A 23,558-nucleotide genomic window follows, 5' to 3' on the forward strand; every position below is an offset into this window, starting at 1 on the left:
CCTCACGCCTGCCGGCGAGGTGGCAGTGGGGCGCCGGATCGAAACCGCGCGAGCCGCGGCCCTGCGTGTCCTGTCGGAGCTCCCGCCCGGGGTCGTCGCGCGGGCCAAGCTCGAGCTGCGAACGGGAGGTCGGCCGCTCTACCCCGCGCAGGTCGATCGCCTCGTGACGACGGTCCGGGCGCGCGCGGCCGCCCCGTCCGGCCGCTCGGCGACGGTCTACGCCGCACTCGAGCGCTGCGAGGGACGGCTCCGTGCCGCCAAGCGCGCCCTCATGGAAGCCAACCTGCGGCTGGTGGTGTCGATCGCCAAGCGTTACGCTGGGGGGAGCATGGGCCTTCTGGATCTGATCCAGGAGGGGAACATCGGCCTCATGAAGGCGGTCGACCGCTTCGACTATCGTCGCGGCTTCCGGTTCTCGACCTATGCCACGTGGTGGATTCGTCAATGCATCGTGCGGGCTCTCGCCGATCAGTCGCGCCTCATCCGGACGCCCGCCCACGTCGTGCAGAGCGCGTGCCGGTTGAATCGGGTCCGTCACGCCCTGCGCATGGATCTGGGACGCGAGCCGACGACGCGGGAGCTGGCGCGCAGAGCCGGGATGTCGGAGGACGCCGTCCGCTTCGTTGGAGGGGCGGCGCATTCAACGGTATCGCTGGGCACCCCGGTCGGGGAGAGCTCGGTGCTCGGGGACTTCCTGGAGGACCAGACGACCCCCCGGCCGCTCGAGCCCCTGCTCCGCGAGGACCTTGCCGAGGTGGTGCGCCGAGGCGTGGACAGCTTGCCGCCGCGGGAGCAGGAGATCCTGCGGCTCCGATTCGGCCTGGACGGCGAGAAGGAGCACACGCTGGAGGCGATCGGGGTCCGCCTGTCGGTGACCCGTGAGCGTATTCGACAAATACAAACGCGCGCGCTGCAGAGGCTGGCATGCGCGATCAATGGAGACGGCACATGGCGGAGACCGGAATGACGGGACGATGCTCGCGACGGGCCATGATCGGGTGGGGGGCGCTGGGACTGCTCGTGACCGCATGGCCGCGGCGCGCGGAGGCGCAGCAGAAGATCGCCCCGAACCTCGTGCAGTACCAGCAGAAGCCCAAGGGCAATCAGGAGTGCGACCAGTGCCTGCACTTCGTCGCGCCCAATCAGTGCAAGGTGGTCTCGGGCGCGATCAATCCCAAGGGCTGGTGCGCGCTCTTCGCCGCCAAGCCCAAGTAGGCGCGCGCGGCTACTTCTTCATGCGGCTCAGCTTGGACCCCTGGAGCCCGACGCCGCCCATCAGCCCCTTCTGATTGAAGAACATGGCCGCGATGTCCTTCTGGGCCGTCGAGGTCGAGAAGGACTTGGCGGTCCCGCTGTCGAGCACGACGAGGCTCGGCCCCGAGCCCAGCTCGAAGCCGCCGGACTCCTCCAGGTACTTGACGGCGTGGTCGGTCAGGAAGAAGAGCATGTAGCCGAACGACTGGACGCCGGCCTGAAACCCATAGGACGCGGCGACCGAGTTGTAGTAGCCGACGGTCATGCCCTTCTTCCGCATCGCGCCCTCGCCGTACTGAGCACCGAACATGAAGCCGGCCTTGTAGATCCTCGGGAATATCAACACTGCCTTGGATTTCGCAACGATGTCCCGGGTCTCGGGCACGGCCTGAAGCGCCTTCTCGATGGCCGCGTCCACTTCACGGTCAATCTCGGCCGCCGACGCGGCGAGGGCCGGGGCAACCCGCATCGCCACAGTAGGAATCAGGGCCAACGCCCCCTTGAGCACCGCCCGCCGTCCTTCGAGCTTCATCGCGCCTCCGGTCCGGGATCGCATGGCTACTTGATGAGGGGGATGGACTGCGCGAGGTCGTAGTCGACCACCGCGCGGAGCTTGTTCTCGATCTGGTAGAGCTGCGCGACCTTCTTGGCCGGCAGCACCTGCAGGAACTGGGGCGCGTACTTCTTGAGCAGGGCGGGGTGGTTCGTCTGAAGCGCCAGGAAGTCCGAGATCAGCTTGCCGGCGGCCTCGTCGCTGAGGTTCTGGTAATTCTGCGAGTAGGCGTCGATGAGCTGGAGCACCCGGTCGTAGTGCTGGACCATGTCGCTTTGATAGGCGTTGTAGACCGGCCAGAACGCCTTGCCCTCGGCGTCGGTCAGCTGGAGCGCCGAGGCGAGGACCAGCTTCTTGTCCGCGCGCAGCTTCTCGCGAAGGATCTCCATGTCGTCGGTGGGCCGGGTCTGCGCCGCCGCCACCCCCGCGGTCAAACAGGTCAGAGCCGTCGCGAGGGTCACGACGACGAGCATCACGCTTCGCATATCGGCACGCTCCTTTGGCGAGAGGTCGACTCTAGCGACCCGAGTCTAGGTCCACCGCGTCGGGCCCAGCAAGTACGACCCTTGGGGCCGGGTGATGAGGAGGTGGCGGGCTCCCTCGGGGGCGCTTGACACCCTAGCGAAGAGTTCAGTTATACTTAATCGTGCTTTCGCCATCCGGTAAGTCATCAGCGGAGGCCCCGCGGTTGCGCCTGGCGCTGACCGTCAACGGCGAGGTGCGCGAGCTGATCGCGCCGGTCCACAAGACCCTGCTCGAGGTACTCCGGGAGGACCTCGATCTCACCGGGACCAAGCACGGCTGCGAGCTCGGCGAGTGCGGCACCTGCACGGTGCTCGTCGACGGTGAGCCGGTGCTCTCCTGTCTGGCCTTGCCGGTGGAGTGCCAGGGCCGCCGGATCGAGACGGTGGAGGGGATGGCGGAGCATGGGCGCCTGCATCCGCTCCAGCAGGCCTTCGCGGAGCTCGGCGCGGCCCAGTGCGGCTACTGCACGCCCGGCATCCTCGTGACCGCGAAGGCGCTCCTGGCCGAGACGCCCGTGCCAACTCGCGACGAGGTCCGCCATGCGCTCGCCGGCAATCTCTGCCGCTGCACCGGCTACACGAAGATCCTGGACGCGGTCGAGCTGGCCGCGCTCCGGATGCGGGGAGGGACCCGCTCATGAGCAAGCGCTTCTCCGTCATCGGCCAGTCGCGGCCCAAGATCGACGCCTGGGCCAAGGTCACCGGCGAGACCAAGTACGCGGATGACCTCGTGCTGCCTCGCATGGCCTACGGCAAGCTCCTGCGCAGTTCGCATCCGCATGCGCGCATCGTGCGCATCGACACCGCTCGCGCGGCGGCCCTGCCGGGCGTGTATGCGGTCATCACCGGCCACGACCTCCCCCGGGTGAAGTTCGGCATCCTGCCCGTGTCGCAGGACGAGGAGGCGCTCTGCACGGACAAGGTCCGCATGGTCGGGGATCCGGTGGCGGCGGTCGCCGCGGTGGACGAGGAGACGGCGGAGCGTGCGACCGAGCTGATCGAGGTGGAGTACGCGCCCCTGCCCGCGCTGATGTCGATCGAGGATGCCCTCAAGCACCCCGACGTCCGCATCCACGAGTACGGCGACGGCCCGAACGTCCACAAGGCGGTGGCCCTCCAGTTCGGCGACGTGGACGCCGCGTTCGCGGCGTCGGATCTCGTCCGCGAGGACGTCTTCTTCTTCGAGGGCAACACGCATCTGCCGCTGGAGCAGCACGCCGCGGTGGCGCACTGGGGGCCGGACGGCAAGCTGACCCTCTGGTCGTCCACCCAGACGCCGCACTACGTGCACCGCCTGCTGGGGAAGATCCTCGACGTGCCGCAGGCGCACATCCGGGTGATCGCGGCGCCCGTCGGCGGCGGCTTCGGCGGCAAGCTCGACCCCTTCGCGCACGAGATCGCGGCGTGCAAGCTCTCCCAGCTCATCGGGCGGCCGGTGAAGATCGCGCTCACCCGCGAAGAGGTCTTCTATGTGCACCGGGGTCGGCACCCCGTGCTCATGTGGGTGAAGACGGGGTTCCGCAAGGACGGCGCCATCACTGGGATGCACTTCCGCACCTGGCTCGACGGGGGCGCCTACGGCTCCTACGGCGTGGCGTCGACCTTCTACACGGGCGCGTTGCAGACCGTCACGTACAAGGTGCCGGTGTACAAGTTCGAGGGCGCGCGGATCTTCACCAACAAGCCCCCGTGCGGCCCCAAGCGCGGCCACGGCACGCCTCAGCCGCGCTTCGCGCTCGAGTGCCAGCTCGACAAGGCGGCGGAGCAGCTCGGTCTCGACCCCGCCGACATGCGGCGCCGGAACCTCGCCGAGCCGTTCACCAAGACCGCGAATCATCTGACCGTCACGACGATCGGGTTGGGGGAGTGCATCGACCGCGTCGTCGAGGCCTCGGGCTGGCGGCAGAAGTGGAACGCCCTCCCGCGCGGGAAGGGGATCGGCATCGCGTGCTCGTCCTACCTCACCGGCGCAGGCACCGCCATCTACTGGAACGACATGCCGCACTCGGGCGTGGTCGTGCGGGCCGACCGGAGCGGCGGGGTGTCGATTCTCTGCGGGGCGACGGACATCGGGCAGGGCTCGGACTCGGTGCTGGCCTACCTCGTGGCGGAGGTGCTCGGGATCGAGCCCAAGGACATCCGCGTGCACGTGGCGGACACGGACCTCACCCCCGTGGACCTCGGCTCGTACTCCTCGCGCGTGACGCTCATGGCCGGCAACGCCGCCATCCAGGCGGCCGAGCGGCTGCGTGCGAAGATCTTCGAGGCGGTCGCGGGCAAGCTCGAGGTGGATGCGAGCCGGTTGGTCGCCCGCGACCGCCGGGTGTTCGTCGCCGACGACGAGGAGCGGGGCGTGTCGTTCCAGGACGCGGTCGTGCTGGGAGAGAGCCGGCACGGTGTGCTCGCGTTCCCCGGCTCGTACGCGCCGCCCAAGCGGGCGGGGAAGTACAAGGGCGGTGGCGTCGGCCCCTCGCCGTGCTACTCCTACTCGGCCTGCGTGGTCGAGGTTGACGTCGACGAGGAGACCGGGGACGTCAAGCCCACCGAGGTGTGGATCGCCCACGACATCGGCCGCGCCCTGAACCCGCTGCTCGCGGAAGGCCAGGTCGAGGGCTCCGTCTACATGGGGCTCGGCGAGGTGCTGATGGAGGAACAAGTCTTCCGCAAGGGCGTGCACAAGATCCCATCGATGCTCGAGTACAAGAGCCCGACCACGCTCGAGACGCCGGAGATCCACACCATCCTGGTGGAGACCGACGACCCCGACGGGCCATTCGGCGCCAAGGAAGCGGGCCAGGGCCCGCTCCTCCCGGTGATTCCCGCGGTGGCGAACGCGGTGTGGAGCGCGGTGGGCGTCCGCGTGGACGAGATCCCGATCACGCCCGACAAGGTGCTCAAGGGCCTCGAGCTCCGGCGTCAAGGCAAGACGCCGCGGGTGGGGCCCGCGCGGCTGCCGCTCTTTACCTTTCCCGCGCCGCGCGCCGTCGAGTCCGCGTTCGGCCAGCCGGCCGACGATATTGCCGTGAGGCCCTTCTCGTCATGATGCGGCTGCCGCCGTTTCGCTATCTCGCCCCCGTTTCCGTGGCCGACGCGGCGAAGCTCATGGCCGACCACGGGTCCGCCGCCATGCTGGTGGCGGGCGGCACCGACCTCTTCCCCAACATGAAGCGGCGCCAGTTCGAGCCCTCGGTGCTGGTGGGGCTTCGCGGGATTCGTGATCTCTCCGGGGTGAGGTGCGAGCCGGCGGGCGGGCTTCGCATCGGCGCCGGCACCACCCTGACCGCGGTCGCCCGGCACCCCGATCTCGCGACCGCCTATTCGGCGCTCGCCACCGCGGCAGGCGTCGTGTCAACGCCGCAGCTCCGCGCCATGGGCACGCTCGGGGGCAATGTCTGTGTGGACACGCGCTGCAACTACTACAACCAGTCCTACCAGTGGCGCAAAGCCGTCAACTTCTGCATGAAGAAGGACGGTGAGATCTGTCTGGTCGCACCCGGCAGCCCGCGCTGCTGGGCCGTCTCCTCCTCGGACACCGCGCCCGTCCTCTGGAGCTTGGGCGCGACGGTCCGGCTGGTCGGGCCGAGCGGCGAGCGCACGATTCCCATCGCCGCGCTCTATCGCGACGACGGCATCGAGTATCTCGCCAAGCGGCCCGACGAGGTGCTCGTCGACATCCACCTGCCGCCCGCCGACGGCATCCACAGCGTGTACCTGAAGCTTCGCCGCCGCGGCGCGTTCGATTTCCCGGTCCTGGGCGTCGCGGTGGCCCTGCAGATGGACGCTGACCGCATAGCGTCCGCGCGCATCGTGCTCGGCGCGGTGGCCTCGCTCCCGCGCGAGGCCGCGGAGGCGGCCGGGATGCTCGCCGGGCAGCGGCTCGAGCCCGACCTGATCGCCGCGGTGGCGGAGCGCGCGGCGCGGCCGTCCAAGCCTCTGGACAACACCGACCTCACGCATCCCTATCGGAAGAAGATGACCCGCGTCTACGTGGAGCGGGCCCTGCGACGGCTGGCCGGGCTGGCGGACGGCGGCCGTCCCGATCCTTTCATCGAGGAGGCGAGACCGTGACCTCACTGGGCGAGCGGATCAAGGCCCTTCGCGCGGAGCGCGTGCTGCAGCAGCGTCAGCTCGCCGAGAAAGCGGGTCTCACGCCGAGCATGCTGTCGCAGATCGAGTCGGGCCGCCTCACACCTTCGCTCCACACGCTCGGGCGCCTCGCCGGCGCGCTCGGCATCCCCATCGCGTCGCTCTTCGAGCAGGGCCCGCAGGGGCGGCTGCACGTGACGCGGAAGAGCGACTACCCGGTGGTCTCGTTCGACGGCAGCTCGGAGAAGTGGCACGTGCTCGGCGCCGGCCTCTTCCAGGGCAAGATCCGCGCGGTAGTGAGCACCCTCGGCCCTCGCGCGAAGGGCGTGAAGACCGAGAAGGTCATCCTCGATCCGGGTCAGATGAAGCTCCTCTACGTCCTCGAAGGGAAGGTCGCCTTGCACTACAATGGCGGCACCCACCCGCTCGAGGTGGGCGACAGCGCCTATCTGGACGGCGGCAGCCCCCACGGGTGGGAGAACCTCGGGCCCCGGACGGCCAAGGTGCTCTGGGTCATTCTGGGCTGATGGGAGAGGAACCGATGACGGAGCCGACGCGGACGATCGTGGACTTCCGGACCGAGCCGTCCCGGTACCGGCACTGGAAGCTCTCGATCGACGGACGGGTCGCGACGCTCCGGATGGACGTCGACGAGGCCGGCGGGCTGGTGCCCGGCTACGAGCTCAAGCTGAACTCGTACGACCTCGGCGTGGACATCGAGCTCCACGACGCCATCCAGCGCCTGCGCTTCGAGCATCCCGAGGTCGGCGCGGTCATCTTGACGTCCGGCAAGGAGCGGATCTTCTGCGCGGGCGCGAACATCCGCATGCTCAACCAGTCGTCGCACGGCTGGAAGGTGAACTTCTGCAAGTTCACCAACGAGACGCGCAACGGGATCGAGGAAGCCACCGCCGAGTCGAAGCAGGCGTGGATCTGCGCGGTGAACGGGCCCTGCGCGGGGGGTGGCTACGAGCTGGCGCTGGCCTGCGACCACATCGTCATGGCCGATGACGCCTCGACGACCGTGGCGCTGCCCGAAGTGCCGCTGCTCGCGGTCCTGCCCGGCACCGGCGGGCTCACCCGGCTCGTCGACAAGCGCCGCGTAAGGCGCGATCGCGCCGACTTCTTCTGCACGCTGGAGGAGGGCATCAAGGGTCAGCGGGCGGTGGAGTGGCGGCTGGTGGACGAGGTGGTGCCGCGCTCGCGCCTGGACGAGACCGTGAAGGTCCGTGCCGCCGCCCTGGCGGCCCGGACCGATCGGCCGGCGGACGCGCGCGGGATCGCGCTCACGCCGCTCGCCCGGACCATCGAGGGCGACCGGATCGCCTACCGCCACGTGCGCTGCGACCTCGATCGGGAGCGCGGCATCGCGGAGATCACGGTCTCGGCGCCCACCGGAGCCGCCCCCGCCGGCCTCGCCGCCATCCACGCCGCCGGCGCCGGCTTCTGGCCGCTCGCCGTGGCGCGTGAGCTCGACGACGTGATCCTGCACCTTCGTTGCAACGAGGAGGAGGTCGGCGTCTGGGTGCTCCGCACCGAAGGAAGCGCGGATGCCGTCGAGGCGCACGACCGGCTGCTGCTCGACCATCAGAGCGATTGGCTGGTCCGCGAGGTGCGGCTCTTCCTGAAGCGCGTTTTCAAGCGCCTCGACGTGACGTCGCGGTCCATCTTCGTCCTGATCGAGCCCGGGTCGTGCTTCGCCGGTACGCTCCTCGAGCTGGCTCTCGCCGCTGACCGGGCCTACATGCTCGACGGGCCGCGCGAGGGCGACGACCGGCCGGCGCCGACGGTGCGCCTCACCGGCGCGAACTTCGGGTCCTATCCCATGGTCAACGGGCTCTCGCGCCTGGCCAGCCGCTTCCTCGACGAGCCGGCCCGGGCCGACGACCTGAAGGGCCGCATCGGTCAGGACCTGGAGGCGGCGGCCGCCCTCGACGCCGGGCTCGTCACGTTCGCGCCCGACGACATCGACTGGGAGGACGAGGTCCGCATCGCGCTGGAAGAGCGCGCGGCCTTCTCACCCGACGCCCTCACGGGCATGGAGGCGTCGCTCCGCTTCGGCGGTCCCGAGACGCTCGAGAGCAAGATCTTCGCCCGGCTCACCGCGTGGCAGAACTGGATCTTCCAGCGACCCAATGCGGTCGGGCCCAAGGGTGCGCTCAAGGTGTACGGCACGGGCGAGCGCGCCGATTTCGACCGAAGGAGAGTGTGATGCCGGGCATCGATTACTCCGAGCGGATCCCGAACAACGTCAACCTCACCGAGAACCGGCGGCTCCAGCGCGCGCTCGAGGAGTGGCAGCCGAAATTCCTCGAGTGGTGGCACGACATGGGGCCGACGGGCTTTCAGGACAACGAGGTCTACCTCCGTACCGCGGTGAGCGTGGACGCGCAGGGATGGGCCCACTTCGACTGGGTACGCATGCCCGAGTACCGGTGGGGCATCTTCCTCGCCGAGCCCGAGCCGAGCCGGCTCATCAACTTCGGCGATCACAAGGGCTCGCCGGCCTGGCAGGAGGTGCCCGGTGAGTACCGCGGGGTCCTGCGCCGCCTCATCGTCACCCAGGGCGACACCGAGCCGGCGTCGGTCGAGCAGCAGCGTCATCTGGGCAAGACGTGCCCGTCGCTCTACGACCTACGCAATCTCTTCCAGGTCAACGTGGAGGAGGGGCGGCACCTCTGGGCGATGGTGTACCTTCTCGATGCCCACTTCGGGCGCGACGGCCGCGAGGAGTCCGAGGCGCTGCTCCAGCGCCGCTCGGGCGACGCCGACAAGCCGCGGATCCTCGGCGCGTTCAACGAGCGTACGCCGGACTGGCTCTCGTACCTCATGTTCTGCTTCTTCACCGATCGCGACGGCAAATATCAGCTCGCAAGCCTCGCCGAGAGCGGCTTCGACCCGCTGTCGCGCACCTGCCGCTTCATGCTCACCGAGGAAGCTCACCACATGTTCGTGGGCGAGTCGGGCGTGCAGCGGGTCGTCCAGCGGACGTGCGAGCTCATGCGCGAGCACCGGACGGACGACGTGCGGAAGCACGGGGGCATCGACCTCGCGACGATCCAGAAGTACATCAACTTCCACTGCTCGGTGTCCCTGGACCTGTTCGGCTCCGAGGTCTCCACCAACGCCGCCAACTTCTACACGATGGGGCTCAAGGGGCGCTTCGAGGAGACCAAGAAGGACGACGATCACCGGCTGAAGGACGCGACCTACACGATCGCCGACGTGCAGGGCGACCGCCTCGTCACCCGCCCGGAGGCCGCGCTCGTCTCCCTCAACGAGCGCCTGCGCGATGACTACGTCGCCGACTGCGCGCGCGGGGTCGCGCGCTGGAACCAGGTGATCAAGCAGCACAGCATCGACGTGGAGCTGCGGCTGCCCCATCGCGCCTTCCACCGCGCCATCGGCGCCTTCGCCGACGTGAAGGTGTCTCCGGACGGCCGGGTGCTCAGCCAGGCGGAGTGGGACGCGAAGCACCGTGCGTGGCTGCCGACCTCCGAGGACCAGGCCTTCGTGGGGAGTCTCATGCAGGGCGTGACGGAGCCGGGCAAGTTCGCCAGCTGGATCGCGCCGCCCCCGCGCGGGATCAACAGCAAGCCCATCGAGTTCGAGTACGTCCGGCTCCCCTGAGGAGGTCGCCATGGCGCCGCGCGCCGTCACCGGAAAGACGCTGGGTTCGCCACTGGGCATGTACTCGCACGGCATGATCGCCGGGCCCGGCGAGATCGTCGTGGTCGCCGGGCAGGTGGGCATGCGGGAGGGGCAGGTGGTGGGGGCGGGCGACGTGGGCGCCCAGACGCGTCAGGCGCTCGCCAACGTGGAGGCGGTGCTGAAGGCGGCGGGTACGTCCATGCGAGACGTGGTGCGCTTTCAGACCTTCCTCACCAGCGCCGCCGACATCGAGGGCTTCATGAGCGCCCGCCGCGCCGCATTCCCTGCCTACTTCCCGGACGGCGTGTTCCCTCCGAACACCCTGCTGGTGGTCTCGCGGCTCGTGCATCCGGAGCTTCTCGTCGAGATCGAGGCGATGGCGGTGAAGCCGGCCGCCGCGGCGCCGGCGGCGCGCGCGACCGCGCCGGCCCGCGCGGCCGCGCGGAAGGCCAAGCCCCCCGGGCGGCGCCCGGCGCGGCGGCGCAGGTGAGCGCCCCGGTGGACGGGACGTCGACGCCCATTCCCGAGCGGTTCAACGCCGCGTCCTTCTTCGTGGATCGGCACGTCGCGGAAGGGCGCGGCGGGCGCGTGGCCTTCCACCACGAGGGGGGCACCCTGACCTATGCGGGGCTCCAGGAACGGGTGAACCGCGCGGGCCATGCGCTTCAGGCGCTCGGGGTGGAGCGCGAGCAGCGCGTGCTCTGCCTCCTGCTCGACACGGCGGACTTTCTCGCCGCCTTCTGGGGCGCCATCAAGATCGGGGCGATCCCGGTGCCGCTCAACACGATGCTGCGCGCACCCGACTATCTTTACTTCCTCAACGACAGCCGGGCTACCGTGCTCGTGGTCTCGGAGCCACTCTACGCAGTGGTGGAGCCCGTGCTCGGGGAGGCGCGCTTCCTCCGCCAGGTGATCGTCACCGGCGCCGCCAAGGGGCGGGCGCTGGGCTTCGACACCCTGCTGGAGAAGGCGAGTGCGCGCCTGGATGCCGTGGAGACCTCGCGGGACGACGCCGCGTTCTGGCTCTACTCCTCGGGCTCCACCGGATTCCCGAAGGGCGCGGTACATCTCCAGCACGACATGGTGGTCTGCCTGGACACCTACGCGCGGCAGGTCCTCCGCATGACCGAGGCCGATCGTACGGTGTCGGCGGCCAAGCTCTTCTTCGCCTACGGGATGGGCAACAACATGTATTTCCCGATGGGCATGGGTGGGCAGGGAGTGCTCTACCCCGGCCGGCCGCTGCCCGAGGCGATGTTCGAGCTGATCACCAAGACGCGGCCGACCCTCTTTTTCGGGGTTCCCACCCTGTACGCGGCGATGCTGCAGGTAAGGGACGCCGACGCCAAGTACGATCTCTCGTCCCTGCGCCTCTGCGTGTCGGCGGGCGAGGCCCTGCCCGAGGAGCTTTTCAAGCGGTGGGGCGAGCGATTCGGCGTCGAGATCCTGGACGGGATCGGGACCACGGAGATCCTCCACATCTTCCTCTCGAACCGTCCAGGGAGGACGAGGCCGGGGTCGACCGGGCTCCCGGTGCCGGGCTACGAGGCGCGCATCGTGGACGACGAGGGACAGCCGGTGCCGCGCGGCGAGATCGGCAACCTGCGCGTCAAGGGCGACTCGACGATGGCGTACTACTGGAATCAGCATGAGAAGACCAAGAACACGCTGCACGGTCACTGGATCAACACCGGCGACAAGTACTACGAAGACGAGGACGGGTTCTTCTGGTACTGCGGGCGCGGCGACGACATGCTGAAGGTCGGCGGCATCTGGGTCTCGCCCGTCGAGGTCGAGAACACCCTGATCAGCCATCCTGCGGTGCTCGAGGTGGCGGTGGTGGGGCAGGAGGACGAAGAGCGCCTCGTGAAGCCCAAGGCCTACGTCGTCCTCAAGGACGGCCACGCGGCCGGCCCCGCCCTCGATGCCGAGATCAAGCAGTTCGTGAAGGACAAGATCGCGCCGTACAAATATCCCCGCTGGATCGAGTTCGTGAGCGAGCTGCCCAAGACCGCCACCGGGAAGATCCAGCGGTTCAAGCTTCGCCAGTAACCGGGGCCACACCCTCCCAGCCTTCCTACGCGCGGCGCCCGCCCGGCGGATCTCGCGCCGTGAAGTTGTCAGCGGCCGGCGCCTCTGCTACTCATGGACGCCAGGATGCGCGAGAGCAATCGGGCTTCCGCCGCCGCGGGCCTCATCGCGGCCATCGCCCGCGGCGATCGCGGCGCCTTCGAGCGCTTCTACGACGCGCACGCGGCGCTGGCGTTCGGCTTGATCCGCCGCATTCTCCGGGATCCCGAGGCGGCGAAGGAGGTGCTGCAGGAGGTGTTCTGGCAGGTGTGGCAGGACGCGCCCAGCTACGACCCCTCCCGCGGCAGCCCCGAGGCCTGGCTCGTGATGCGGGCGAAGACGCGAGCAATCGACAAGCTCCGGTCCATCCGTAGAAGAGAGCAGACGTTCGCGGCCCCGGTGGACGAGCGGGTCGCGGCTGCGACGGCCACGCGGGCCGACGATCCCGGCCTCGCCGCGGAGGACCGCGGGCTCGCGCGTGGGGCCCTCGATCAGCTGCCGGGCCCGCAACGGCGGGCCATCGAGCTGGCGTTCCTCGAGGGGCTCACGCAGTCGGAGATCGCTGCGAAGCTGGGAGAGCCGCTGGGGACGGTGAAGACACGGATCCGCCTCGGACTCGAGCGCCTGCGGGCGGCCTTCAAGGTGGACGACGCGTGAGCCCTGAGATGAGTCGGGACGAGCTGGACGAGCTGGCGGCGGGCTACGCCCTCGGCGGCCTCGACGCCGAGGACCGCGCGCGCTTCGAGGGGCTGCTGCGCGCCGACGAGGCGGCGCGCCGCGCCCTCCGGCGATTCGAGGAGACACTCGTCCGCGTGGCGGCCGAGCGCCCGGAGCCGCCGCCGCCCGAGGTGAAGGCCGCGCTCCTGGCGCGCGTCGCGGCCTCGCCGCGCGCGGGCAACGGCGCGCGCGTGGTCCCGCTCCACGGCCGGCCGCGGCGCTCGGTGTGGACGGTCGTGCTCGCGGGGGCCATGGCCGCCGGCGTCGCCGCCATCGCGGTCGGCCTGGCGGTGTCCAGCCGGTACGAGCACCGCCTCGAGACGCTGGGGCAGGAAGCGCGGACGCTCAAGGCCGAGCTCGATCGTCAGGCATCGGTGCTGGCCATCCTCCGCGATCCCGCGACTCAGATGGTCGCGCTGAGCGGGCAGACCCCGAGTCCAGGCGCCCACGCGCGCATGCTGTGGCACGAGAAGGCGGGTGGGCTGCTCGTCGCCGCGGGCCTGCCGGCCCCGCCGCCCGGCAAGGCCTATCAGCTCTGGGCTATCGTCGGGAAGAGCGCGCCCGTCTCCGCCGGCGTGTTCACCGTGGATCCGAAGGGCACGGGCAGTCTCCGGGTGCCGCCCCTGCCGGGTGTGAGCCGCGTGGACGTCTTCGCGGTCACGCTGGAGCCGGAGGGCGGCGTGCCCGCGCCCACGGGCGCGATGTACCTCGCGGGCAAGTCGGCCTGAGCGCCGCCGTGCCGCGCGTCAGCGCGCTGTGCGGAGGCGGGCCGCCCGCAGGACGGCGACGATCGTCATCGCGTCCTTGATCTCGCCTCGCTCGACCATGGCGAGCGCCTCGGCGAAGGAAAACGTCCGCCGTTCGATGAACTCCGTGTGATCGGGCGGCCGAGAGGCCGGCCGCAGCGCCTCGGCGATGTAGAGGTGCGCGACTTCGCGGAGGATGCTCTTCGAGGTGTGGAAGTCGCCCAGCGCCACCAGGCGTCCCGCCTCGTAGCCCGCCTCCTCGGCGAGCTCGCGCTGGGCGGTGGCCTCCAGGGACTCCCCCGCGTGGTGGGCCCCCGTCGGCATCTCCCAGTAGAAGTCGCGGGCCACGTAGCGGTACTGGCCCACCAGGAGCACGGTGTCGCGGTCGACGAACGGGAGCACGCCCACCGCCTCGCCGCATTCGACCACGCCGTAGATGGTGGTGCGCCCGTCGGGCAGGCGGGCGACGTCCTCGCGCACCCGGATCCATGGGTTGGCGTAGACAGGGCGGGTGGACTCGGTGGTCCATGGGGTGCGCGCGTGGCGCGCGCGGTCGTGGCGCGTGAGGTCTCCGGGCGTGGGCATGGTGACGACCTCTTGTAGCATGCGCGCGGTATAATCGCAGCCTGATGAAGGTGACCCTCCGATATCCCAAGCGCCAGGTGGAGATCGCGGGCAAGCGGCGCGTGAAGGACCTCCTGCGGGAGCTCGACGTGCTGCCGGAGACGGTCCTGGTCATCCGCGGCTCGGAGCTGCTCACCGCCGATGCCGTGGTGGGTGAGGACGACGAGATCGAGCTGCGGCCCGTTATCTCCGGAGGGCGCGCATGAAGTGCCGCAAGTGCGGCGACACGGCCGCGCTCGAGCTGCGGCGGCACAACGCGGCGTTCTGCTCGCCCCACTTCCTGGAGTTCTTCCAGAAGCAGGTGCGGGAGGCCATCCGCCACTACCGCATGTTCGTGCCCGAGACGACGATCCTGGTCGCGGTGTCCGGCGGCAAGGACTCGCTCGCCCTCTGGGACGTGCTGCTCGGCGAGGGGTACGAGACCGCCGGCCTCTACCTCGACCTCGGCATCTCCGAGTACTCGGTGGAGTCCAAGGCCAAGTGCGAGGCCTTCGCGGCGGCGCGGGGACAGAAGCTGATCGTGGAGCGCGTGGTGGACGCCGTGGGCGCGCCCATCCCCGAGGTGCAGAAGGTCACCCGACGTCCCACGTGCTCGGCGTGCGGCCTGTCCAAGCGCTATCTCATGAATCGCGCCGCTCTGGACCACGGCTATCGCGTGGTCGCCACCGGCCACAACCTGGACGACGAGGCGGCGACCCTCTTCGGCTCCGTCCTGCACTGGCAGACGGAGGCGCTCGCGCGCCAGTCGCCGATGCTCGAAGCCACGCACCCCAAGCTCGTGCGCCGGGTGAAGCCCCTCTACCGGCTGTCGGAGCGCGAGACGGCCGCCTACGCCTTCCTGCGCGGCATCGACTACATCGTGGAGGAGTGCCCGTTCTCGCGAGGCGCGACCTCGCTGGCCCACAAGGAAGTCCTGAACCGCCTGGAGGCCGTCTCGCCAGGGGCCAAGCATAACTTCCTCTTCGGGTTCCTCGACAAGGCTCGTCCGGCGTTCGAGCGGGCGAAGGACGTGACGCTCACGGAGTGCGTCCGCTGCGGCCAGGTGACGACCGGCGAGATCTGCGCGTTCTGCAAGCTCTCCGATCAGGTGCGCCGGCAGTCCCAGGCCCACGCCTGAGCCGCGGGCCGCGGCGGCGATGAGCCGGAATCTCCACCGGGGCGCCGAGGCGGCGCCCAATCCCGCGGCCAATCCTACGTTCAGCGACGTACTGCTGTCGCGGCGGGAGCTATTGAAGACCGGCCTGGGTGGGGTCGCCTTCGCGGCCTCCGCCGGCTGCGCGATGTTCGGCTCGCGGCCCGATATCGGCTTCACGGCAGTGCCCGTGTCGTCGGACGACCTCCTCCGGGTGCCGCCCGAGTACGATGCTCAGGTTCTCTACTCCTGGGGTGATCCTGTCGGGGTGCCGGGGGCGATGCCCCCGTTCAAGCCGGACGCGTCGAACACCGCCGCTGAGCAGGCGGTGCAGGCGGGCATGCACCACGACGGCATGCACTTCTTCCCCCTCCCCGCGGGCTCGCGCGACTCCACCCATGGCCTGCTCGTGATGAACCACGAGTACCTCGACGAGGGCCTGCTCTTCCCGGACGGGCAGAAGACCTGGAGCGTCGAGAAGGTCCTCAAGGCTCAGCACGCGGTGGGGGTGTCGGTGATCGAAGTGCGCCTGGAGGGTGGGAAGTGGACAGTAGTCCGGCCGTCGCGCTATGCGCGCCGCGTCACCGCTCGAAGCGACTGTGCGCTCGCCGGCCCCGCCGCGACCCATCCACTGATGCGCACCGCCGCCGATCCGGTGGGCCGCCTCGTGCGCGGGACGCACAGCTGCTGCGCGCACGGGTGGACGCCCTGGGGCACCTACCTCACGTGCGAGGAGAACTGGCACCTCTACTTCGTCAATACGGGCGCGCTGACCGACGACCAGCGCCGCTACCGCCTCTCCGCCAAGGGCCGCGGCGTTCGCTGGGAGGAGCACGACCAGCGCTTCGACGCCGGCCGCCATCCCAACGAGTTCCACCGCTTCGGCTGGGTCGTCGAGATCGACCCCCACGACCCCCTCACGGTCCCGATCAAGCGCACCGCGCTGGGGCGCTTCGCCCACGAAGGCGCGGCCTCGTTCGTGGGGAAGGACCGGCGCTTTGCCTTCTACATGGGCGACGACGCGGCCTTCGAGTACGTATACAAGTTCGTGCCTGCAAAGCCGTGGGAGCCGGGCAACCGTGAGGCGAACCGCAACCTCCTGGACGCGGGCACGCTCTACGTCGCGCGCTTCAATGCCGACGGGACGGGGGCGTGGCTCCCGCTCGTGCACGGCACGGGCCCGCTCACCGCGGCGAACGGCTTTCACGACCAGGGTGAGGTCGTCGTACGGACCCGCCAGGCCGCCGATGCCCTGGGCGCCACCAAGATGGACCGCACGGAGTGGATCGTGCCGCACCCGGCGACGGGCGAGGTCTACTGCTCGTGCACCAACAACGCCGAGCGTGGCCGCGACGGCAACGAAGGCCCGAACCCGGCCAACCGCCGAGCGCCGAATCCCTACGGGCACCTCATCCGGTGGCGCGAGGACAAGGGCAGCCCCGCGGCGACCCGCTTCACGTGGGACGTGTTCGTGGAGGCCGGTCCCGAGGGCAGCGGGACGATCAAGGGCGATCCCTTTGCGTGTCCCGACGGCCTCTGGATCGACAGCATGGGCACGCTGTGGGTGGAGACCGATATCTCGCCCACGTTGCTGCTGCGCGGCGCCTTCGCTCCGCTGGGCAACAACCAAATGCTGGTCGCCGATCCCTCGAAGGGAGTGTTCCGCCGCTTCCTCACGGGCCCACGCGGGTGCGAGATCACCGGCTTCCACACCACTCCGGACAACCGCACCGCGTTCGTGAACATCCAGCATCCGGGCGAGGTGCCGGGCGATCGCTCCGATCCCGAGCGGCCGCGCGCCGTGTCCAACTGGCCGGACTTCGCCGCGGACGGGCGACCGCGGTCGGCGACGGTGGCAATCCGGCGGCGCGACGGAGGCGTGGTCGGAACCTGACGAAGCCGGGCTGAGCGGCCCGGCGGCCCCTTGCTATGCGCGGGCGGCGTGCTCGGCGAGGGTGCTCTGGATCGTCCGGTGTAGCTCGGCGGGCCCCACCGGCTTGAAGAGCACATGATGGATCCCCAGGTGCCGGCAGCGCTCCTGGTCCTCCTCGTGCAGCCCCCAGCCGGTGATGAACGCAACGGGAATGTCCCGGTCGTGCGCCCGGATGCGCTGCGCGACTTCCCAGCCCGTCATGCCCACCATCCCGATGTTCGTGAGCACCACGTCGAAGGCGCCGGGGCGGAACACGTCCATGGCGGCGGCGCCGCTGGAGACCGCGATCACGTCGTGTCCCGCCTCCTTTAGCATCTCGGTGAGGATGGCCAGGACCTGCGCATCGTTGTCCACGACGAGGATGCGACCCCGCCGACTGCCGGGCGTGTCGGCGTCCAGCGCGGCCTCGGCCGACGACGCGACCGCCATCGGCAGCAGGATCGTAAACGTCGTGCCGCGGCCGAGGAGGCTGTCCACCCGCATCTCCCCGTTGTGGCGCTTCACGATCGAGTAGGACACGGAGAGGCCGAGACCCGTACCGGCTTCGCCCTTCGTGGTGAAGAAGGGATCGAACACGCGCTTGCGCACGGCCTCCGGCATGCCGGTGCCCGTGTCGGCCACGGTGAGGACCACGACGTCGCCCCGCTCCACGTGGGTGCGAATGGTGAGGATGCCGCCCGCCGGCATGGCGTCGATGGCGTTCAGGATGAGGTTGGTCACGACCTCGTTCAGCTCGGAGGGCCGCCCCATCACCGCGGGTATCGGCGGCAGCTTGAGCTCCATGCGCAGGGGCAGGCCGCCCTTGGCGGACCGCTCCTCCCAGCGGGGCTGAGTGATGGCCACCGCGTCGTTGACCACCGCGTTCAGATCGAGGGAGACGAAGGGCTCGTCGGGCCGCAGGCGTGCGAACTTCTGAATGCGCCGCACCGTCTCCGCGCCGCCGGTCGCGGCGGCCTCGATGACGTCGAGCCCGCGGCGGACCACGTCCACGTTCGCGGGGTTCTTCCCCATGAGCTGGGCGTAGCCGAGGATAGCCTGGAGCAGGTTGTTGAAATCGTGCGCGATGCCCCCGGCCATCTGCCCCAGCGCGGTTAGCTTTTCCGACTGGAGCATCTGCGCCTCGAGCTCACGCTGCGCGGTCGTGTCGTGCACGATCGCCAGCATGCCCTCGATCTGCCCCTCGCGCCCGGTGAGTGCGGAGAGCGTCACCGCCAGATTGAGCCCCGTCCCGTCCTCGCGCCGCGACGACACCTCGAAGACGCGCACGGGCGACTCCGGTGAGAGGGCGGCGCGGGCGGCCACGTACTGATCGAGCGGGAGGAACTGGGTGATCGGGCGACCGACCGCGGTGGCGGTGGGGATGCCGAAGATGCGCTCGGCCGCGGGATTCCAGCCCACCACGCGGTCGTCGCGATCCAGCGAGATGATGCCGTCGCCCGCGGACTGGATGAGCTGCTCGAGGGAGCGCTTGGTATCGGCAACCTGGCCGTAGAGGCGCGAGTTGCGGATGGCGACGGCCAGGTAGTCGGACAGCATCTCCAGCAGCTCCCGCTCGCGCGGGTCGATGGGCCGCGCGCTCGCCTGGTTGGCGGTGGCGAGATAGCCGAGCGTGCTGCCGTCGTCCCGGATCGGGCACACCACCCCGTTCGTGCCGGTCAGGCTCTCGTCGGGCGCGGAGCCGAGGTGGATCCGCACGTCGTCGTAACCCAGGGCGGCGCGGAGCTGGTCCGTGATGGTCACGATGAGCTGGGTGAGGTCAAGCTGGCCCAGGAGGCCGCGCGAGATCTCTCGAAGGATCGAAAGCTGGGTGACCCGTAGCGACTGCTCGGCCTGCTCGCGCCGCGCCTCCTCCTCGAGGTCGCGCGTCTTGCCCGCGAGGGCGCGCATCTCGTCGACCAGCGAGGTGAGCTGGTTGCGCGTGCCGAGCTCGGTCTGCCGCCGCGCGAGGGCGCGGCGCACCGTCTCCTCGAGGTCCTGCCGGCTGAACGGCTTGATGAGGTACTCGAACGCGCCGTGGGTGAGTGCGTTCTTCACCGTCTCCAGCGAGGCATACGCCGTGATCATCACCACCTCGATGCTCTGGTCGATGGCCTTGATCCGGCGCAGCAGCTCGATGCCGTCCATCTGCGGCATCTTGATGTCCATGAAGATCAGATCGGGATGGAACGTCCGGAGGGCCCGTAGCGCCGCCTCGCCGCTGTCCGCGGTGGCGATGTCGTGACGGGGCTTGAGGATCATGCGGAGGGACTCCCGCGGTCCCATCTCGTCGTCCACCACGAGGATCCGCGCGCGGTCGCTCATGCGGTGATCCCGGGCACCCCGGGCAGCAGCGCGGTGAACGTCACCTCAGCCCGGCCCTGCCGCACCTCCAGCCGGCCTCCCTGCGCCTCGATGATGCGCTGGCTCACGCACGGCCCCACGTCGATCAGGTTTTCCTGGACCACCTGGATGGGATCGAAGATTCGGTGGAGCTCGTCCGACCGGACGTCGGCGGTGCGCGACGCGACGGTGATCCGCACACGATCCTCCTTGTCGAGACGGGATACGGAGACGGAGAGCTTGGCGTCCTGACCGGGGGTCTTGCGGAGGAGGAACCACACCAGGTACGCCACAGCCTTTTTGAGCATGGAGCGGTCGCCGCGCACGAGGAAGGTCCGACCCTCGTACGAGTAGGTCGCCGAGACGTGCTTCTGGGTAGTCTCGTCCACGAAGGCGAGGAGGCGCGCTTCCGCGCCCGCGGCGGGCACCGCCTGGGCGCCCAGCTCCTGCAGACACTCCTCTACCGCGAGGCGGGTGTCCACGACCTCGAGCTTGTAATCGCCCTCGTTTACGAGCGCGGCCAGCTTCTCGAACATCTGGACGAGGCGCCGCACGTCGCGGCCGACCACCGAGGCGAAGTGATTGCGGAAGCCGGCGTCATCGTAGCGCTCCTCGAGGAGCTCCATGAACGTCCGGATGGAGACCAGCGGGTTCTTGATCTCGTCGGCGATCCGCGCCACGACGCGGGTGAGGAGCTCGAGCTGCTCGGCCTCGCGCCGCTCGCGGGCGGCCTGGCGCTGCTGGGTGAGGTCCTCGAACACCAGCACGGCGCCCAACGTCGCCGAGCCCTCGCCGGTCACGGGGTACGTAGACACCTCGAGGGGGAGCCCGCGCAGGGCGAGCTGTACCTCTTCGCGGTGGATCGCGCGCCCCCGGGTGAGGGTCTCGAAGAGAAGATCGCCGAGCGGTGAGGGGAGGACGCGCAGGTCCCGGTTGAGGGCGTCGCGCGCGGCGATTCCGAGGATCTCCTCGGCGCGGCGGTTGATGATCACCACCCGCTCGTCCGGGCCGATGGTGATGACGCCGTTCGACATGTGCGCGAGGATCCGCTCAGTGAACTGCTTCTGGTACTCGAGGAGATGGTGGACGCGGATGTCCCGAATCGCGGTGGCAAGGTGGCTTGCGAGGTTGTAGATGATCTCGGTCTCGCGCCGGCTGTACGCGCCGCCGGTCACCCGCTGCCCCAGCGTGAGGACCGCGACGAGCTCGCTGTGCGAGATCAGCGGCACCGCGATCACCGATTGCAGGACCGCCATCTCCTTGGCGATCTCGCGTGCGGTGGGGTCGGTGGCCCGGGCCTGGGCCTCTTCGATGTGGATCAGGCGCCCCTCGGCGGCCAGCCAAAGCGGGAGCCCGCCGTCGGCCGAGAGCACCACCGACTCCACCACGTGGGGCGGCAGGCCGCGCTGGGCGGCAATGCGGTAGTGTCGCGCGGTCTGATCGGCGGCGAGGATGGCGCTCCGCGTGGGCCGGGCGAGCTCGCCCACGGCGTCCAGGAAGAGATCCAGCACCCGCGAGATGTCGAAGCCGGCCGAGAGCGCCTTCGCGAACTCCCGGACCATGCGCGTCAGGACGTCGGAGGGGAGATCGAGGGCAGGCCCCGGATCGTTGGTCGCCACCGCCGTCTCGACCGGTCGGGGCACAGAGCGCAGCGCCGATACCTCCTGGACGAGGCGGAGCTTTTCTTCCGCCTGGCGCAGCACGCCCTGGAGATGGCTGGTGGTAAAGGGCTGAAGGAGCACGAAGTCCGCGTGATCGATGGCCGGTTCGTCCTCCGACTGAGTCCCCTGGGCAGGCAGTACGCACACCACCACCGCGGTGGGGCAGAGCTGGCGGGCGCGCTCAACGAAGGCGGGCACGTCGCGGGCCGGGGAGGCGTCCTTCACGATCAGGTCGACGGCGGTGAAGCGGAGCGTCCGGAGGCCTTCCTCGTCCGAGTTCGCGGTGAACACCGCCCGGCCGTCCAGCCCGCGGCGAAGACGGGTCCGCAATGTCTCGTCGGACGAGACCAGGAGAGCCGTTCTCATGTCCTGATGTTCGCCGGGCGCTCGCTCGGGGCAGGAAACTCGATCGTGAACGCGCAACCCGGTCTGCCGGCGTGGTTGCGGACGCGGAGGGTAGCTCGGTGGGCGTCGGCGATGCTGCTGCAGATGGCCAGACCCAACCCCGAGCCGCGGGCTTTCGAGGTTATGAATGGGTTGAAGATCCTATCGATGAGCTCCGGGGGGACTCCGGGTCCGGTGTCGGAAATCTCGATAAGGAGGTAGCTTCCACCCGCCTCACGCAGATCAGCCACCCTTACGGTGAGCTCGCCGCCCTCGCTCATGGCTTCTAGAGAATTTAAGCATAAGTTGTGGATAAGTTGCTCGATTTGCGACGCATTGCCGGGAATAGTTGGTACTGAAGCGGGGCCCGCCCGCCGCACACTTATGCCGCGTGCCTCGAATTCCGGCCCGAGAAGCTCAAGAGCAGCCTGGATGGGGTCCATCACGTCGACGGGCACCATGGGTTGTGTGTGGGCGGAGGACAGGGTCCGGAACCTACCGAGCAGCCCGTCGATCCTCGAGATCTCCCGGTCAGCCACCCGGACCAGCCTCGACCGGAATTCGGCATCGTCGAACCGGCTCGGAACGAGCTGCGTGAAGGCCTTCAGGGAGACCAGGGGGTTCCTGATCTCATGCACCATGCCGGACGCAATCGCCTCCAGCGAGGCCAGTCGCTCGGCCCGCCGCTTCTCCTGCTCGAGCTCCTTGAGGCGGCTGAGGTCACTGAAGACCGCCACTGCCCCCAGGTGGGTGCCCTGCAGCCCGACCAGCGGGGAGGTGGAGCACATCAGGGGGATCAGCTGGCCCGCCGAGTTGGGCAGCGCGATCTCGATTTGCGAGCGGGACTCCCCATCCACCGCGGTGGACTCGAGCAGCCGGGCCAGGGGAACCGGCAGGTGGCCGACCGGCTGCCCCAGGAGTGCCCGGGCGGAGACCCCCGCCAGGCCCTCGGCAGCGCGATTGAAGAGCGTGATGCGGCCCCGCGCCCCCACCGCGACCACACCACTCTCGATCGTGGCGAGGATGCGCTGGATGTGCTCGTTCACGAGCAGCACTTGATGGTGAACCTGCGCGTTGCGCACCGCGACCGCGGACTGGTTCGCGAGGGTGGCGAGCAGATCGGCATCGTCGCTGAAGAAGGGATCGCCGGACCGCTTGGCCCCGACCGCGAGGAAACCGATCACGCGGTCGCTGTCGACCAGCGGCACCAGTACCTCGCTGCCCAGCCGTGCGAAGCCTGCCAGCATGACGGCGGGCTCAGGCCCTCCCGGCTGCCGCCCCACCTCGTCGAGGAAGAACAGGCGCCGTTCGCGCTCCAGCTCCGTGAGGAGGGGCAGCGTGGGCGCGATCGACTGCGGGAACTGGCCATGGCCCAGGAGGTGGGCGCGCTCGAACCGGCCCTCCTCCTCGTCGAGCAGGTAGATCGCCAGCCCCTCCGGCCGCAGCGTCGCGCCCACCGTGCGCGCGAAGTGACCGAGGAGGGTGGGCAGGTCGATGGTGGTGCTCAGCGCCCGGCTCGTCTCCCGGATTGTCCTCTGGTAGTCGTAGGGCTCGCGATAGAGGTAGCGATCGAACGCACGCTGGATCTGCCCCTTGAGCGGGGCGAACAAGACCGCCACGAGCAACGCGAGGAGGATCTCACGTATGGGCGCCTGGTGCTCATCGTGGAAGAACGTGTTCGAGACCACCAGCAGCATCAGCAGCGCGAGGCCGGCGATCAGGACCGCAGCGAGATACACCACCCCGCGGCGGACCTTCACGCGAATGTCCATCAATCGGTGGCGGATGATCGCATGGCCGATCATCACGATCATGACAAGGGAAAACAGAGGTCCGAACTTGCTAAAGCTAGATGTTCCAAACAGGAGAGGCATCAGAAGATTGGTTAGCATCCCAAATGCGAT

Annotated in this window: 21 protein-coding genes; 15 read left to right on the forward strand and 6 right to left on the reverse strand. The window is 69.5% G+C overall.

Annotation, left to right across the window (positions count from 1 at the left end):
- The first annotated feature begins 25 nt into the window (after window positions 1-25).
- Window positions 26-967, forward strand: coding sequence for a sigma-70 family RNA polymerase sigma factor (locus tag VFX14_05450; GenBank protein HEU5189116.1), 942 nt, complete (start codon window positions 26-28; stop codon window positions 965-967).
- 23 nt (window positions 968-990) lie between these two features.
- Window positions 991-1,215 (forward strand): hypothetical protein, encoded by a 225-nt coding sequence (locus tag VFX14_05455; protein HEU5189117.1) that lies wholly within the window; start codon window positions 991-993, stop codon window positions 1,213-1,215.
- Window positions 1,216-1,225: 10 nt separating this feature from the next.
- Here the strand turns inward: VFX14_05455 and VFX14_05460 are convergent, their stop codons facing one another.
- Both VFX14_05460 and VFX14_05465 read right to left on the reverse strand, forming a co-directional pair.
- Entirely contained in the window at window positions 1,226-1,786 is a 561-nt protein-coding gene (locus VFX14_05460) for a lipid-binding SYLF domain-containing protein (protein HEU5189118.1), read from the reverse strand.
- Between the two features lie 26 nt (window positions 1,787-1,812).
- A complete protein-coding gene (locus VFX14_05465; protein HEU5189119.1) occupies window positions 1,813-2,292 on the reverse strand; it encodes a hypothetical protein in 480 nt (159 codons plus the stop codon).
- Between the two features lie 203 nt (window positions 2,293-2,495).
- Here VFX14_05465 and VFX14_05470 point away from each other — a divergent pair, with 203 nt between their 5' ends.
- The 10 genes from VFX14_05470 to VFX14_05515 all read left to right on the forward strand — a co-directional run bounded on the left by VFX14_05470 (window position 2,496) and on the right by VFX14_05515 (window position 13,583).
- On the forward strand, window positions 2,496-2,972 hold the full coding sequence (locus VFX14_05470; GenBank protein HEU5189120.1) for a (2Fe-2S)-binding protein: 477 nt from the start codon (window positions 2,496-2,498) through the stop codon (window positions 2,970-2,972).
- On the forward strand, window positions 2,969-5,374 hold the full coding sequence (locus tag VFX14_05475; GenBank protein ID HEU5189121.1) for a molybdopterin cofactor-binding domain-containing protein: 2,406 nt from the start codon (window positions 2,969-2,971) through the stop codon (window positions 5,372-5,374). The genes VFX14_05470 and VFX14_05475 overlap by 4 nt, the downstream gene beginning before the upstream one ends.
- Window positions 5,371-6,399, forward strand: a complete 1,029-nt coding sequence (locus VFX14_05480; protein HEU5189122.1) for a xanthine dehydrogenase family protein subunit M — start codon at window positions 5,371-5,373, stop codon at window positions 6,397-6,399. Before VFX14_05475 ends, VFX14_05480 begins: the two co-directional genes overlap by 4 nt.
- Window positions 6,396-6,944: an XRE family transcriptional regulator gene (locus VFX14_05485; protein ID HEU5189123.1), complete on the forward strand. Its 549-nt coding sequence runs from the start codon at window positions 6,396-6,398 to the stop codon at window positions 6,942-6,944. Before VFX14_05480 ends, VFX14_05485 begins: the two co-directional genes overlap by 4 nt.
- Before the next feature lie 14 nt (window positions 6,945-6,958).
- A complete protein-coding gene (gene boxC / locus VFX14_05490; protein ID HEU5189124.1) occupies window positions 6,959-8,629 on the forward strand; it encodes a 2,3-epoxybenzoyl-CoA dihydrolase in 1,671 nt (556 codons plus the stop codon).
- Window positions 8,629-10,047: a benzoyl-CoA 2,3-epoxidase subunit BoxB gene (gene boxB / locus VFX14_05495; protein ID HEU5189125.1), complete on the forward strand. Its 1,419-nt coding sequence runs from the start codon at window positions 8,629-8,631 to the stop codon at window positions 10,045-10,047. Before boxC ends, boxB begins: the two co-directional genes overlap by 1 nt.
- A gap of 10 nt (window positions 10,048-10,057) precedes the next feature.
- Entirely contained in the window at window positions 10,058-10,558 is a 501-nt protein-coding gene (locus VFX14_05500; GenBank protein ID HEU5189126.1) for a RidA family protein, read from the forward strand.
- Window positions 10,555-12,120: a benzoate-CoA ligase family protein gene (locus VFX14_05505; GenBank protein ID HEU5189127.1), complete on the forward strand. Its 1,566-nt coding sequence runs from the start codon at window positions 10,555-10,557 to the stop codon at window positions 12,118-12,120. The genes VFX14_05500 and VFX14_05505 overlap by 4 nt, the downstream gene beginning before the upstream one ends.
- A gap of 105 nt (window positions 12,121-12,225) precedes the next feature.
- Window positions 12,226-12,795, forward strand: coding sequence for a sigma-70 family RNA polymerase sigma factor (locus tag VFX14_05510; GenBank protein HEU5189128.1), 570 nt, complete (start codon window positions 12,226-12,228; stop codon window positions 12,793-12,795).
- 8 nt (window positions 12,796-12,803) lie between these two features.
- Window positions 12,804-13,583 carry an anti-sigma factor gene (locus tag VFX14_05515; GenBank protein HEU5189129.1) on the forward strand — a complete coding sequence of 260 codons (780 nt, stop codon included), beginning with the start codon at window positions 12,804-12,806 and terminating at the stop codon, window positions 13,581-13,583.
- Between the two features lie 18 nt (window positions 13,584-13,601).
- Here the strand turns inward: VFX14_05515 and VFX14_05520 are convergent, their stop codons facing one another.
- Window positions 13,602-14,207, reverse strand: coding sequence for an NUDIX hydrolase (locus VFX14_05520; GenBank protein HEU5189130.1), 606 nt, complete (start codon window positions 14,205-14,207; stop codon window positions 13,602-13,604).
- Window positions 14,208-14,230: 23 nt separating this feature from the next.
- Between VFX14_05520 and VFX14_05525 the strand changes: the two genes are divergently transcribed.
- The 3 genes from VFX14_05525 to VFX14_05535 are packed head-to-tail and all read left to right on the forward strand — an operon-like array spanning window position 14,231 to window position 17,251.
- The gene (locus tag VFX14_05525) at window positions 14,231-14,431 is read left to right on the forward strand and encodes a MoaD/ThiS family protein (GenBank protein HEU5189131.1); all 201 of its coding nucleotides are present in this window, start codon (window positions 14,231-14,233) and stop codon (window positions 14,429-14,431) included.
- Window positions 14,428-15,342 (forward strand): TIGR00269 family protein, encoded by a 915-nt coding sequence (locus tag VFX14_05530; protein HEU5189132.1) that lies wholly within the window; start codon window positions 14,428-14,430, stop codon window positions 15,340-15,342. The genes VFX14_05525 and VFX14_05530 overlap by 4 nt, the downstream gene beginning before the upstream one ends.
- Before the next feature lie 19 nt (window positions 15,343-15,361).
- Window positions 15,362-17,251 carry a PhoX family phosphatase gene (locus VFX14_05535; protein ID HEU5189133.1) on the forward strand — a complete coding sequence of 630 codons (1,890 nt, stop codon included), beginning with the start codon at window positions 15,362-15,364 and terminating at the stop codon, window positions 17,249-17,251.
- 33 nt (window positions 17,252-17,284) lie between these two features.
- On the opposite strand, the gene VFX14_05540 is transcribed toward VFX14_05535, so the two are convergent.
- From VFX14_05540 to VFX14_05550, 3 genes are read right to left on the reverse strand one after another with little or no spacing between them, the layout of a single operon-like run.
- Entirely contained in the window at window positions 17,285-19,591 is a 2,307-nt protein-coding gene (locus VFX14_05540) for a response regulator (GenBank protein ID HEU5189134.1), read from the reverse strand.
- Window positions 19,588-21,636, reverse strand: coding sequence for a GAF domain-containing protein (locus tag VFX14_05545; protein HEU5189135.1), 2,049 nt, complete (start codon window positions 21,634-21,636; stop codon window positions 19,588-19,590). Before VFX14_05545 ends, VFX14_05540 begins: the two co-directional genes overlap by 4 nt.
- Window positions 21,633-23,468 (reverse strand): ATP-binding protein, encoded by a 1,836-nt coding sequence (locus tag VFX14_05550; GenBank protein HEU5189136.1) that lies wholly within the window; start codon window positions 23,466-23,468, stop codon window positions 21,633-21,635. Before VFX14_05550 ends, VFX14_05545 begins: the two co-directional genes overlap by 4 nt.
- Between the last annotated feature and the right edge of the window lie 90 nt (window positions 23,469-23,558).

The organism is Candidatus Methylomirabilota bacterium, assembly GCA_035764725.1.
Taxonomy (GTDB): Bacteria; Methylomirabilota; Methylomirabilia; order Rokubacteriales; family CSP1-6; genus DASRWT01.